The 13,476-nt window shown below is 70.5% G+C and carries 13 protein-coding genes; 3 read left to right on the top strand and 10 right to left on the bottom strand.

From position 1 onward, the window contains the following. Window positions 1-105: 105 nt before the first annotated feature. From AB0I18_RS49205 to AB0I18_RS49190, 4 genes are all read right to left on the bottom strand, one after another. The gene (locus AB0I18_RS49205) at window positions 106-1,134 is read right to left on the bottom strand and encodes a 6-phosphofructokinase (RefSeq protein WP_363112380.1); all 1,029 of its coding nucleotides are present in this window, start codon (window positions 1,132-1,134) and stop codon (window positions 106-108) included. A gap of 143 nt (window positions 1,135-1,277) precedes the next feature. Next, window positions 1,278-1,925: a response regulator transcription factor gene (locus AB0I18_RS49200; protein ID WP_363112381.1), complete on the bottom strand. Its 648-nt coding sequence runs from the start codon at window positions 1,923-1,925 to the stop codon at window positions 1,278-1,280. Window positions 1,926-2,147: 222 nt separating this feature from the next. Continuing rightward, a complete protein-coding gene (locus tag AB0I18_RS49195; RefSeq protein ID WP_363112379.1) occupies window positions 2,148-3,404 on the bottom strand; it encodes a DUF5931 domain-containing protein in 1,257 nt (418 codons plus the stop codon). Window positions 3,405-3,437: 33 nt separating this feature from the next. Next, complete coding sequence (locus AB0I18_RS49190) at window positions 3,438-4,244, bottom strand: lysophospholipid acyltransferase family protein (protein ID WP_363112378.1); 807 nt, start codon at window positions 4,242-4,244, stop codon at window positions 3,438-3,440. Between the two features lie 250 nt (window positions 4,245-4,494). Between AB0I18_RS49190 and AB0I18_RS49185 the strand changes: the two genes are divergently transcribed. Together AB0I18_RS49185 and AB0I18_RS49180 are read left to right on the top strand one after the other, a co-directional pair. After that, complete coding sequence (locus AB0I18_RS49185) at window positions 4,495-5,304, top strand: alpha/beta fold hydrolase (protein ID WP_363112377.1); 810 nt, start codon at window positions 4,495-4,497, stop codon at window positions 5,302-5,304. Further along, window positions 5,297-6,025: a hypothetical protein gene (locus AB0I18_RS49180; protein ID WP_363112376.1), complete on the top strand. Its 729-nt coding sequence runs from the start codon at window positions 5,297-5,299 to the stop codon at window positions 6,023-6,025. Before AB0I18_RS49185 ends, AB0I18_RS49180 begins: the two co-directional genes overlap by 8 nt. Before the next feature lie 16 nt (window positions 6,026-6,041). Here AB0I18_RS49180 and AB0I18_RS49175 read toward each other — a convergent pair whose 3' ends face one another. The 6 genes from AB0I18_RS49175 to AB0I18_RS49150 form a co-directional block, all read right to left on the bottom strand. After that, a complete protein-coding gene (locus AB0I18_RS49175) occupies window positions 6,042-6,809 on the bottom strand; it encodes an endonuclease/exonuclease/phosphatase family protein (protein ID WP_363112375.1) in 768 nt (255 codons plus the stop codon). Between the two features lie 210 nt (window positions 6,810-7,019). Then, window positions 7,020-7,973 (bottom strand): ROK family glucokinase, encoded by a 954-nt coding sequence (locus AB0I18_RS49170; RefSeq protein ID WP_363112374.1) that lies wholly within the window; start codon window positions 7,971-7,973, stop codon window positions 7,020-7,022. Window positions 7,974-8,026: 53 nt separating this feature from the next. Further along, entirely contained in the window at window positions 8,027-8,509 is a 483-nt protein-coding gene (locus AB0I18_RS49165; RefSeq protein WP_363112373.1) for a DUF5304 domain-containing protein, read from the bottom strand. A gap of 102 nt (window positions 8,510-8,611) precedes the next feature. Further along, window positions 8,612-9,817: an ArsA-related P-loop ATPase gene (locus AB0I18_RS49160; RefSeq protein ID WP_363112372.1), complete on the bottom strand. Its 1,206-nt coding sequence runs from the start codon at window positions 9,815-9,817 to the stop codon at window positions 8,612-8,614. A 90-nt stretch (window positions 9,818-9,907) separates the two neighbouring features. Continuing rightward, complete coding sequence (locus AB0I18_RS49155) at window positions 9,908-10,351, bottom strand: SRPBCC family protein (RefSeq protein ID WP_363112371.1); 444 nt, start codon at window positions 10,349-10,351, stop codon at window positions 9,908-9,910. Between the two features lie 136 nt (window positions 10,352-10,487). Continuing rightward, window positions 10,488-11,279, bottom strand: coding sequence for a metallophosphoesterase (locus tag AB0I18_RS49150; protein WP_363112370.1), 792 nt, complete (start codon window positions 11,277-11,279; stop codon window positions 10,488-10,490). A gap of 297 nt (window positions 11,280-11,576) precedes the next feature. On the opposite strand from AB0I18_RS49150, the gene AB0I18_RS49145 reads away from it, so the two are divergent. Further along, on the top strand, window positions 11,577-13,373 hold the full coding sequence (locus tag AB0I18_RS49145; protein WP_363112369.1) for an AMP-dependent synthetase/ligase: 1,797 nt from the start codon (window positions 11,577-11,579) through the stop codon (window positions 13,371-13,373). The last annotated feature ends 103 nt before the right edge of the window (window positions 13,374-13,476 follow it).

Below are 13,476 nucleotides of genomic sequence, written 5' to 3'. Positions count from 1 at the left end.
TCCCCCACCCCCCCCCCCCACCCCACCCCCCCCCCGGGGGGGGGGGGGGCCCCCCCCCCCGGGGATGGGACGGGTAGGGGCGGCGGGGGCGAGGAAAACCCGGCCTCAGCCGAAGAAGACGCCCACCTCCTCGTACAGCCGCGGGTCCACCGTTTTCAGGCGGGCCGTGGCCTCGGCGATGGGCACGCGGACGATGTCGGTGCCACGCAGAGCGACCATCTTGCCGAAGTCCCCGTCCCGGACGGCCTCGATGGCATGCAGCCCGAAACGCGTGGCGAGCCACCGGTCGAAGGCACTGGGCGTGCCACCGCGCTGGACATGCCCGAGGACCGTCGTACGGGCCTCCTTGCCCGTACGCCGCTCGATCTCCTTGGCCAGCCACTCGCCGACACCGGAGAGCCGCACATGCCCGAAGGAGTCGAGCGAGCCGTCTTTCAGGACCATGTCGCCGTCCTTGGGCATCGCCCCCTCGGCGACGACCACGATCGGCGCGTACGAGGCCTTGAACCGCGAGGTCACCCACGCGCAGACCTGCTCGACATCGAAGCGCTGCTCGGGGATGAGGATCACGTTGGCGCCGCCGGCCAGGCCGGAGTGGAGCGCGATCCAGCCCGCGTGCCGGCCCATCACCTCGCAGACGAGGACACGCATGTGCGACTCGGCGGTGGTGTGCAGGCGGTCGATCGCCTCGGTCGCGATCCCGACGGCCGTGTCGAAGCCGAAGGTGTAGTCGGTGGCCGACAGGTCGTTGTCGATGGTCTTCGGTACGCCGACGACGGGCACCCCGTACTCGTCGGTGAGTCGGGCGGCGACCCCCAGCGTGTCCTCGCCGCCGATCGCGATCAGTGCCTCGACCTCCTGCTTGGCGAGGTTCTCCTTGATCCGGCGGATGCCGTTCTCGACCTTGAGGGGATTGGTGCGCGAGGAGCCGAGGATGGTGCCGCCACGGGGCAGGATGCCGCGCACGGCGGGAATGTCGAGCGGGACGGCGTCGCCCTCCAGCGGACCCCGCCAGCCGTCCCGGAAACCGGTGAAGTCGTAGCCGTACTCCTGCACGCCCTTGCGGACGATGGCCCGGATGACCGCGTTGAGCCCGGGGCAGTCGCCACCCCCGGTCAGTACTCCGACCCGCATAGAAAGTCCCTTCGCCGCGGTTGGCTGATGGGACTCACGCTAATAGTGATCCAGGTCACTTCGGGATGGTCCGGAAGGTCAATTCCAGTGAATTGTGCGGGAGTTGATCTCTCACCTTCACTCGTTGGTGTGCATCGGACGGTTTACGCGTCGTCGAGGCCCCGCTCTATGGCATAGCGCACCAGCTCCACGCGGTTGTGCAACTGGAGCTTGCCCAGGGTGTTCTGCACGTGGTTCTGGACGGTGCGGTGCGAGATGACGAGGCGCTCGGCGATCTGCTTGTAGCTCAGGCCCTTGGCGACCAGCCTGAGCACCTCGGTCTCGCGGTCGGTGAGCTGCGGGGCCTTGGGCTCGTCGGCGCCCGGGCCCGGCGCGGGCTCGGAGGCGAGTCTGCGGTACTCGCCGAGGACCAGGCCCGCGAGGCCCGGCGTGAAGACCGGGTCGCCGACGGCCGTGCGGCGCACCGCGTCGATCAGCTCCTCCGTGGAGGCCGACTTCAGCAGATAGCCGGTGGCCCCCGACTTGACGGCCTCCAGGACGTCCGCGTGCTCTCCGCTCGCGGAGAGCACCAGGACGCGCAGGGCGGGGTTGGCCCCGACCAGTTCCTTGCAGACCTGGACGCCGGGCTTCGCGGGCAGGTTCAGGTCGAGGACGAGGACATCGGGTCCCGCGGCCTGCGCGCGGCGCACCGCCTGCTCGCCGTCGCCCGCCGTGGCGACCACGTCGAAGCCGGACTCCCCCAGGTCGCGGGCGACCGCGTCGCGCCACATGGGGTGGTCGTCGACCACCATGACCCTGATCGGGCCCCGCCCCTGGTCCTGGCCCGGGTCCCGGTCACGCCCCTGCCGCTGCTGGTCCGCGGCCCCCGTCATCGCCGCCCCGCCTTCGTCATGCCCGTCGGCCTGGTCGTTCTCGTCGGCGTCGTCGTCTTCGTTGTCTGCGTTGCCCTCGTGGTCCCGGTCATCGCTGTCCCGCCCTCGCCGTCAGGGCTTCCGGCTCCCTCGTCGTCGTCATCACCGCTCCGCCTTCCCCCGTGAACTCTTCGAACCCTTCAGGGCCCTTGAGTCCTTCAGGTCCTTCGGTACCTTCAGTTCGACTTCCGTGCCCTGGCCCGGTACCGAGATCACCTCGGCCGTTCCGCCGATCTCGCGCAGGCGGCCGCGGATCGACAGGGCCACACCGAGGCGCCCCTCCCCCTCGGCCTGGGCGAGTCTGCCCTCGGGGATGCCGGGACCGTCGTCGCGGACGGTCACGATCACCGCGTCCGGCTCGTCCTCGACCAGGATCCACGCCCGGGCGTCCGCCCCCGCGTGCCGGTGGACATTGTCCAGGGCGGCACCGACGGCGGCGGCCAGTTCCTTCGCGGCGGCCGGGTCGAGCGGCACCGGGGCGCCCGGCTCGGAGAAGGTCACCCTCGCGGTGGCGTACGGGGCGAGCAGCGAGCGCAGGTCGCAGGGGCCGGCGTCGTCCGCCGCGTCCGGCTCGTCCACGGCCAGCACCACGGCGCCCTCGGCCACGTCCTCCGACACCCGTGAGACCGGCACCAGGCCGCCCGAGACCAGCGAGCGCAGCGCCACCTCCTGCTCGCCCGCCATCCGGCCCAGCTCCGCCGCGTCGCCGCCGAGCGCGGAGCCCCGGCGCTGCACCATCGCGAGCACCTGAAGGACGCTGTCGTGGATGTCGCGGGCCAGTCGCTCCCGCTCACGGGTCGCCGCCTCGATCTCCAGGGCGCGGGCCAGGGTCCGTTCGGAGGCTCGGGCGACCTCGACGACGTATCCGATGGCGATGGAGGCGACCCAGACCAGCAGGACGTTGTGGATCGTGTCCTGGCTGGCCGCGCCGCGCTGGACGATGTTCGCGACCCCTACGAGCGCCGACGCGAAGGCCGCCCAGCGCCAGCCGCCCTTGATCGCGAAGGCCAGCACGGAGCCCGCGGCCCATATCGACGGGAGGGTCGGGCCGCCCGCCACGATCCGGTCGTGGGCGTCCGCGACCGGCGTGAGCAGGATGCCGGTGAGCGCGATGCTCAGGTCGGCGGCGAGGAACCGCTTGGTGCAGCTCGCCGCGTTGGCGACCTTGGGCAGGGTCGCCAGGGTCCATACGAAGAGCACCACGAAGTAGCCGATGGCCACCTCGGGACGGATGAACTCCTCGTACTTCGTGACGAAGAGACCGATCGCGTAGAACATCGTCAGCACGCGATACGCGGTGAGCGCGCGCCAAAGCGGCTGCTCGACCGACATCCTCATGACTCTCTCGCGCTTGGCCATGTCCCCCACTACCCCATCCCCCGACGGCCGCGTCTAGGAGCCGGACCGTTCCTTCTCGGCCTGCTCCCGCGCCTGCTCGGCTTCCTTCTGCGCTTCTCCCTGGCTTTCCTGCTGCGCTTCCTGCTGGGCTTCTTTCTGTGCTTCCTTCTGCGCCTGCTTCTGGGCCTTCGCCGCCTCCGCGATCTGCCGCTTGGCGGCCGTCGCGTAGATGTCGACGTACTCCTGTCCGGAGAGCTTCATGATTTCGTACATGACCTCGTCGGTCAGTGCCCGCAGGACGAAGCGGTCCTTCTCCATGCCGTTGTACCGGCTGAAGTCCAGCGGCCTGCCGATGCGGATGCCCGGGCGCATCAGCTTGGGCATCACCTTCCCCGGCGGCTGGATCTTCTCGGTGTCGATCATGGCGACCGGGATGACGGGCGCGCCGGTGGCGAGCGCCACGCGCGCGAGGCCGCCGGGCTTGCCCCGGTACAGACGGCCGTCGGGCGAGCGCGTGCCCTCGGGATAGATACCGAACAGCTCACCGCGCTCCAGGACGTCGACACCGCTCTTGATGGCCGCCTCGCCCGCACCGCGGCCGCCGGAGCGGTCCACCGGCAGCTGGCCGACGCCCTTGAAGAAGGCGGCGGTCATCCGGCCCTTGATGCCGGGCGTCGTGAAGTACTCGGCCTTCGCGATGAAGGTCACCTTGCGGTCGAGGACCGCGGGCAGGAAAAAGGAGTCCGAGAACGACAGATGGTTGCTCGCCAGGATGGCCGGGCCCTCGGCGGGAACGTTCTCGAGGCCTTCCACCCAGGGCCTGAAGGCGAGCTTCAGGGGCCCTCCGACGGAAAACTTCATTGCGCCGTAGATCAACCGAGTGCCTCCTGTGTCGTCGATCAGACCTTAACCCGGAGCACTGTCAAAGGACCCGACGGCCCTGGTCGGTGTCAGTGCGGTCGCGTACGGTGAAGTACGCCTCGAAGCTTTGGGGTGACCGCCGCGTCACCCTTGAACGAACAGTCGCTCCCCTCCGAACACACCTCGATGATCACGTCTCGACGAACACCTCAATGACTCGATGAACACCTCTATGAACAGGAGACCGAAGGTGCCGGTCCTTCCTGGAGCCGAGCCGTTCCGCCACGAGGGCGGAGAGGTCGGTGTCCTCCTCTGCCACGGCTTCACCGGTTCCCCCCAGTCGCTGCGCCCCTGGGCGGAGTACCTCGCCGAGCGCGGTCTGACCGTCGCGCTGCCGCTGCTGCCCGGGCACGGCACCCGCTGGGAGGACATGCAGGTCACGGGCTGGCAGGACTGGTACGCGGAGGTGGACCGCGAGCTGCGCGCCCTGCGCGAGCGCTGCTCCCGGGTCTTCGTCTTCGGCCTCTCCATGGGCGCCGCCCTCACCCTGCGGCTCGCCGCCAGACACGGGGACGAGGTCAGCGGCATCGTGGTCGTCAATCCGGCCAACAAGGTGCACGGCCTGTCGGCGTACGCCCTCCCGGTGCTGCGGCACTTCGTCAGGACGACGCACGGCATCACGAGCGACATCGCCAAGGAGGGCGGCATCGAGATCGGCTACGACAGGGTGCCGCTGCACGCGGCCCACTCGATGCGGAACTTCTACCGGCTGGTCGACGCCGATCTCCCCCAGGTGACCCAGCCGATGCTGCTCCTGCGCAGCCCGCAGGACCATGTCGTGCCGCCCGCCGACTCGGCCCGCATCCTCAGTCGGGTGTCATCCACGGATGTGACGGAGATACTCCTGGAACAGAGCTACCACGTCGCGACGTTGGACCACGAAGCGGACCGGATCTTCGAAGAGAGCTTTGCCTTCGTCTCCCGGCTCGCACCCGGTGCCGGCAAGGAGGCCGGCGCGGGTCAGGCGGGTCAGCAGGAAGGGACGGCCATCGGTGGCTGAGCACGACGCGGACCGCGAGCCCGACGAGAGGGACGCGTCACCCGGCGATGAGCAGGGCCCGTCGTTCGACGAGGCGGCGGCATGGGAGGCGATCGTCGCGGGGTACGGCGACGAGCCGCCGGACCCGCCCGGCGCCAAGCCCTTCAAGTCGATCGAGGACCTGGCGCTCCTGGAGCCCGAGACGAACGACACCGACGGCGACAGCGACACGAAGAGCGCCAAGCGGCCCAAGGGCGCGAAGAGCGCCAAGGACGGCCAGGACACCGAGGACAAAGACACCAAGGACAGCAAAAACGTCGAGAGTTCTGCGGATTCCGTAGATTCCGCGGGCTCTGCGGGCTCCGCAGCGGAGGACGAGCCCGCCGCCGGGAAGCCGCTCGGCAGCTCGGTCGCGTTCGCGCCCGGCCTCGCCGGACCGCGGGACTACACCACGCCCGAGCCGGTCGAGGAAGACTTCGACGAGGACGACGAGGGCCACTTCGTACCGCCCGAGCCGCCCCCGCTGCCCGCCGCGGACACGACGGCCAAGTTCGCCTGGCTGGCCGTGATCGGCGGTCCGATCCTGCTGCTGCTCGCCGTCCTGCTCGGCTGGGACATGACCTGGTGGCTGGCCACCGTCGGCATCGGCGGCTTCCTCGGCGGCTTCGCCACGCTGGTCGCCCGGATGGGCGGCGACGAGGACGAGGACGAGGACGACCCCGGGCGCGGGGCCGTGGTCTGACACCTGTTCCCGTTTTTCACGACGACGCGGGAACCCTGAGGGCGGCCAGGACCGGCAGGTGGTCGGTGGCCGCCCTCAGGTCGGTCTCGGTCACTCCCGGCTGCCCCAGCGGCACCCCGCAGCCCAGCACCTCCACGCCCTCCGTGGCGAAGAGCGCGTCGATGCGCTGGTGCGGGTCGGCGGGGGTGGAGGTGTACTCCGCGCCCCAGGGAGCGACGGTCCAGCAGTCCTGGAGGCCGGCGGCGAGGCGTTTGAAGGTGCGGCCGTCCGGGCGTTCGTTGAGGTCGCCGCCGGCGATCGCGTGCGGGGTACCCAGCGCGGCGAGGCGGTCTAGGAGCAGGCCGCCCTGTTCGTACCGCTCGTCCTTCTGGAGGGAGAGGTGACAGCTCAGTACGCCGATCCGTGCGGCCCCGAAACGTACGACCGCCGTGGCGAAACCGCGCCGGTGCAGGCCGGGGGTGAGGGGCAGCAGTACGTCGTCGGTCCGCTCGACCGTGGCCCGCAGGGAGCAGAGGAGGGCGGGGCCGGATGCGGTGGCTCCGCCGGAGAGGAGGACCTGGCCCGAGGATCTCGCGAGGCGGGCCAGTTTCTTGCGCCAGCGGAAGAAGCGGGGGGCTTCTTGGACCAGGACGAGGTCGGGGGCGCAGGCGTTGATCACTCGGGCGAGGGCATCTGTGTCGTCGCGCATGGAGCGGATGTTGTAACTGAGTACCCGGATGACGGCCGAACCGTCGGATTCGGTACGGGAGTTGGGCAGCGGACTGGCTGATGGGCTGGTCGGCATAGTGATCAAGATATATGCCGAGGAGCTTCAGGTTGTCGGATATCTGCGGGCCGTGGGGGCTTGTCGCGCAGTTCCCCGCGCCCCTAAAGGGGCGCGTCTGATGGACGCGGTACGACAGCGCCCGTCAGCCCCGGAAAGGGGGCGCCTACACGACAACGCCCGCCGTCCCCGAAAGGGCACGGCGGGCGTTCGCCTATGTCCGTCAGTCCGTCACATGATCGGGTCCGGCTCTCTGACCAGGTCTGCCGCGCCTACCAGGCCCGCCTTGTTGCCCAGTTGGGCGGCGATGACATCGGCCACCGGGCGCCAGTTGCCGCCGACGAGCCAGCGCTTGTAGGACTTGCGGATCGGGTCGAGGACGAGCTCGCCCTCGTCGGAGAGGCCGCCGCCGACGATGAACGCGGAGGGGTCGAAGAGCGAGGCCAGGTCGGCCAGGCCCGCGCCCGCCCAGCGGGCCAGCTCGCGGTACGAGTCCACGGCCACCGGGTCGCCCTGGCGGGCGGCCATCGAGATGTGCTTGCCCTCGATCCCGTCCGGGGAGCCGTCACCCAGCGAGAGCAGGATCTCGGCGCTCTCCGGCGTCGCGTTGGCACGCTGCTTCGCGTACCGCACGAGGGCGCGGCCGGAGGCGTACTGCTCCCAGCAGCCCTGCGAGCCGCAGCCGCACAGGATGCCGTCCGGCACCATCCGGATGTGGCCGAACTCGGCGGCGACGCCGAAGTGCCCGCGGCGCAGCTTGTTGCCGATGATGATGCCGCCGCCGAGGCCGGTGCCCAGCGTGATGCAGATGACGTTCCGGTGGCCCTTGCCCGCGCCGAACTTGTACTCGCCCCAGGCTGCCGCGTTCGCGTCGTTCTCCACGACGACCGGCAGACCGACCCGCTGCTCGACCTTCTCCTTGAGCGGCTCCTGCCGCCAGTCGATGTTCGGCGCGAAGTAGACCGTCGAACGCTGACGGTTCACGTATCCTGCGGCACCGATACCCACGCCGACGATCTCGTGTCCCGCCCGGGCACCTTCCACGGCCGCGGCGATGGCGTCCACGATCGCCTGCGGCGTGCTGGGGGTCGGCACCTTGTGGGTCGAGAGGATGTTGCCTTCCTCGTCGACCACACCGGCCGCGATCTTCGTGCCGCCGATATCGACGCCGATGGTGAGTCCCATGAATCCCTCAGTTTCGGTCGAGCCCCGCTACGGCCAACCGTACCCGAGCGTGTTCAGTCGAGGTCGATGTGTTCACCAGGACCGGTGCCCTCGTCCCGGGGGCGCGGAGGGGTGTCCTGGGTCCAGCGCCGCTCCTGGGCCTCGACGGCTGAGCGGTAGGCGGCCAGCAGTTCGGAGCCGGCGGCGGCCAGGTGGTCGAACACGTCGGGGTTGCGCTCGATGACGGGCTCGACGGCGGCCTTGGCCTGCTGCACCACCTGGTTCACCATCTGCTGGGCGGCGCCGCCGGCCACCGCGCCGAACAGCGGGGACTGCAGTCCGGACAGCTTGTCGGCGACGGTGTCGACGAGTTTGCGCAGTTCGTCGGCGGCCGAGCCGGGCGGCTGGCCGTACTGGGTGCGGCGGCGGGCCTTCTCCGCGGCGAGGTCCTCCTCGCACGCCTTCGCCCAGGCATCGGCGTCGGTCGCACGCACCTCGCCGGGCACCTTGTCGAGCGCGTCCTCCGCGGCATCGGACGTGGGGCGCTCATCGCTCATGACGGACTCCAAGCATCGGCTGTGTCTCTCGACGTTACCCGAACGGGGGTATGCCGTTCACGGTCTGCGCCACTGTGTCCGCGCTCACGGGCCGGGACCCGGTCACCTTCCCTGCGGCCACAGCTCCGGGTCCGGCACGAAGCGGACGCTCAGTTCGCCGTCGCGCAGCGAGGCGCCGTCCACCGTGCAGCGGCGCAGGACGGACGGGAGCGACACGATCCGGCGGAACGGTCCCACGGTGACGACGAGTTCGTCGCCGCGCCGGACGAGGTCGAGCTCCTCCCGTATCGCGCCGGGGAGGGGGAGGTGCCACACGAAGACTCTGCCGTCACCGACTCCGCCGTCGTCCTCGTCGGCCGGCCGCTCCGTGACGGGCCACTCGACCGGGCCCGGGGCGTCGCCCGCGGCGGGCACGGGAAGTGCGGCGAGGTCCTCGGCGCCGCGCGGGTCCCGGCCGAGGTGCGGGAGCTCGCACACCTCGTACGTCCGCGTCCACTCGTCACGCCACTCGGCCAGGGCCTTGCGCTGCTGGGCCGCGAGGGCCGCCAGCCAGGTGTCGGGGGACGCGTCGGGCAGGACGCGGTTGGCGACCAGGACGTCGGTGCGCAGGCCGCGCAGGGCGAGGCCGGTGGTGGCGGCGCGTACGGCGTCGGTGCCTGCCGGGCCCGGTTCGGCGACCAGCCGTACGGTCGTGGCCGGGGCCTCGACGGCCGCCTGGACCGCGGCCAGTTCGACCTCCCAGCGGGCGGCCGTCTCGTACAGCCACTCCGCGGGCATCGGGATTCCGGCGAGGCGGCCGAGGACGGGGCGCAGGGCGCGGGCCGCCTGGCGCTCCGCGGGGAGCAGCCGGCGGAGGTAGCGGCGCAGTTGCTCGGGGAGCGCGAGGAGCGCGAGCGCCTGCGGGGTGGCGGGCAGGTCGACGACCAGCAGGTCGTACCTCTTCGCCATGGACGCGTCGCGCAGGGCGCGGAGCAGGGTGAGTTCCTCGGCGCCCGGGACGGGGGTGAGCTCCTCGGCGTCCAGGCGGGCCGCGCCCAGCATGTCGAGGGCGGTGGCGGCGCGGTCCTGGAAGGTGAGGAGGTCCGTCCGGAAGTCCTCGGTCGGGTCCGGCCGCCAGGCCGTCAGGCCCGGCGCGGCCGTCACCGGCTTGCGGCCGGTCGGGACTCCCAGGGCGGCGCCCAGCGTGTCCGTCCGGTCGGACGAGAGCACGAGCGTGCGGGCGCCCTCTCGGGCCGAGTCGAGGGCGGTGGCCGCGGCGACGGTGGTCCGGCCGGAGCCGCCGGGACCGGTGATCAGGATGGTGCGCATGGGGGTGAACGGTACGCGTTGCCCCGGCCCGGGGTGCGGGCGATCACCGGCGCCCGCCGGGTGCCCGCGGCCGGGCGGTCCTGCGCGCGGCTACTTGTCGCCCGACTCGACCCTCTTCTTGAGGCCCGCCAGCGCCCGGTCGATGATGACCTTCTCCGCCTTGCGCTTGATCATGCCGAGCATGGGGATCTTGACGTCGACGGTGAGCCGGTAGGTGACCTCGGTGGCCCCCGAGCCCGCGGGCTTGAGGAGGTACGAACCGTCCAGGGACCGGAGCATCTGGGACTTGACCAGGGTCCAGGAGACCTCGTGGTCGCCGGTCCAGGTGTAGCCCAGGGTCTGGTCGTCCTTGATCGCGCCCGCGTCCATGACGAGGCGTACCTGCTCGGCACGGCCCTTCGCGTCCGTGGCCAGCACCTCCGCCTCCTTCACCTCACCCGTCCAGTCCGGGTAGCGGGCGAAGTCGGCGATGACCGCCATGACGTCGGCCGGGGCCGCCTCGATCGTGATGCTCGAGCTGGTGTGTTCCGCCATCGCCGTGGCTCCTCCAGATGCGGTCCGGACAGGGGGGATTTCGGGGTACGAAAGGTTCTTACCTGGGTATGCGGTGTGAAGGCTACCGCGCGGTCGGCAGGTCACCGTCCCCGGGCCCGCGGCGGCCGGGCGCCCCTCACCACTCCAGTACCCACGGCTTCCCGGATCCGGCGAAGTGACCCACGTTCACGCACTCGGTGGCGCCCACCCGCATCCGCCGTACGAGCGGCTGGTGGACGTGCCCGAAGAGCGAGTACCGCGGCCGGGTCCGCCGGATCGCGTCGAGCAGCGCGCGGCTGCCCCGTTCGAAGCGCCGCGCCACCGTGTCGTAGACGAGTTCGGGCACCTCGGGCGGAATGTGGGTGCACAGCACGTCGACCTCTCCGACGGCCTCGATCTTCGCCGCGTACTCCTCGTCGCTGATCTCGTACGGCGTCCGCATGGGGGTCCGCAGGCCGCCGCCGACGAAGCCGAAGACCCGGCCGCCGATCTCGACGCGCTGCCCGTCGAGCACGGTGGTGCCGGGGCCGGCGTACTCCGACCACAGGGGTGGCATATCGACGTTGCCGTAGGTGACGTACGTCGGCGTCGGGAACGCGGCGAACAACTCGGCGTACTGCTTGCGCACGGCCTTCTCGATGGCGGGGCCGCGGTCCAGGCCCGCCCACAGTTGCCGGCCGAACTCGCGCGCCTCCTCGTAGTGGCGGGCGGTACGGAGTTCGACGATGCGGTGGGTGTTCTCGGTACCGAACAGATCGGGGAAGATTCCGCGCGAGTGGTCGGCGTAGTCGATGAAGAGCACCAGATCGCCCAGGCAGATCAGCGCGTCCGCGCCGTCACCGGCTCTGGCCAGGTCACGGGCGTTGCCGTGTACGTCGCTGACGACGTGGATACGTGTCCTGGGGGTACCCGGGTATGTGCCTGCCATGACGATCAAGGGTAAGCCTGTGGAGCAAACGTGAGTAGACCTGGCGGGACCTGCGGTTACTTTCCGGTCAGTAATGAGTTGGACTACTGTGCGCGAAGGAACGCCAGCACGTGTGACACGGGGTACATCTCGCCTGACCCCCCTGTCGTAGAGGTAGTACCGGCGGGTAACGTCCGGGCAGTCCAGTCGTGCTCAGGGTTTCAACCACTTGACTCCCCGAGCCCCCGCCCGAGCCTTGGACCGCTCCGTCGCAACACATGAGGTCGTGGCGTCGGCGCCCTATGAGGAGCAGCAGTCTTGCGCGAGTTCAGCCTTCCGGCTTTGTACGAGGTCCCCGCGGACGGCAATCTGACCGACATCGTCCGCAGAAACGCCACGCAGCATCCCGACGTGGCGGTCATCGCCCGAAAGGTGGGCGGCACTTGGACGGACGTCACGGCCACCGTCTTCCTCGCGGAGGTGCAGACCGCCGCCAAGGGGCTGATCGCCTCGGGCATCCAGCCGGGTGACCGGGTCGGCCTGATGTCCCGTACGCGCTACGAGTGGACGCTGCTCGACTTCGCGATCTGGTGCGCGGGCGCGATCACCGTGCCGGTGTACGAGACCAGCTCGGCGGAGCAGGTGCAGTGGATCCTCGGCGACTCGGGCGCGACCGCCTGCATCGTCGAGCTGGACGCGCACGCGGCCGCCGTGCAGTCGGTGCGCGACCGGCTGCCCGCCCTCGCACACGTCTGGCAGATCGAGGCCGGCGGCGTCGAGGAGCTGGGCCGGGCCGGCAAGGACGTCACCGACGCCACGGTCGAGGAGCGCAGCTCGGCCGCCAAGGCCGACGATCCGGCGACCATCGTCTACACCAGCGGCACGACTGGCCGCCCCAAGGGCTGCGTCCTCACCCACCGCAGCTTCTTCGCGGAGTGCGGCAACATCGTGGAACGCCTGCGCCCGCTGTTCCGTACGGGCGAGTGTTCCGTCCTCCTCTTCCTCCCGCTCGCGCACGTCTTCGGGCGCCTGGTCCAGGTCGCGCCGATGATGGCGCCGATCAAGCTGGGCACCGTACCGGACATCCAGAACCTCACCGACGAACTGGCCTCGTTCCGGCCGACGTTGATCCTCGGTGTGCCGCGCGTCTTCGAGAAGGTCTACAACTCGGCGCGGGCCAAGGCGCAGGCGGACGGCAAGGGCAAGATCTTCGACAAGGCGGCGGACGCGGCGATCGCGTACAGCCGCGCGCTGGACACCCCGTCGGGCCCGTCCATCGGCCTGAAGATCAAACACAAGGCCTTCGACAAGCTCGTCTACAGCAAGCTGCGCGCGGTGCTCGGCGGCAAGGGCGAGTACGCGATCTCGGGCGGCGCCCCGCTCGGCGAGCGCCTGGGCCACTTCTTCCGCGGCATCGGCTTCACGGTCCTGGAGGGCTACGGACTGACCGAGTCCTGCGCCGCCACCGCCTTCAACCCGTGGGACCGCCAGAAGATCGGCACGGTCGGCCAGCCGCTGCCCGGCTCGGTGATCCGCATCGCGGACGACGGCGAGGTGCTGCTGCACGGCGAGCACCTCTTCAAGGGCTACTGGAACAACGAGGCCGCGACCGAGGAGGCGCTGGCCGACGGCTGGTTCCACACCGGTGACATCGGCACCCTCGACGAGGACGGCTACCTCCGCATCACCGGCCGCAAGAAGGAGATCATCGTCACCGCGGGCGGCAAGAACGTCGCCCCGGCCGTGATCGAGGACCGCATCCGCGCGCACGCGCTCGTCGCGGAGTGCATGGTGGTGGGTGACGGGCGGCCGTTCGTGGGCGCGCTGGTCACCATCGACGACGAGTTCCTGGGCCGCTGGGCCGACGAGCACGGGAAGCCTGCCGGCTCGAGCGCGGCGTCTTTGCGGGACGACGCTGACCTTCTCGCCGCGATCCAGGGTGCGGTCGATGACGGGAACGCGGCGGTGTCGAAGGCGGAGTCGGTGCGGAAGTTCCGGATTCTGTCCGCCCAGTTCACGGAGGACTCGGGGCATCTCACGCCGTCCCTGAAGCTCAAGCGCAATGTGGTGGCGAAGGACTACGCCGACGAGATCGAAGCCATCTATCGGGGCTGAGGGCGCCTACTCGCCGTAGGGGCGGGGGTGTTCGTGCGGCTCACCGGCCGTGTGTGGTTGGTCGCGCAGTTCCCCGCGCCCCCAGAAGGGGCTCTCCAGTTCG

Origin of the sequence: Streptomyces sp. NPDC050704, from assembly GCF_040654355.1 — a bacterium.
Classification (GTDB): domain Bacteria; phylum Actinomycetota; class Actinomycetes; order Streptomycetales; family Streptomycetaceae; genus Streptomyces.
Note: the sequence above shows the minus strand (reverse complement) of the source record. Positions and strands in the feature narration are given on the sequence as shown.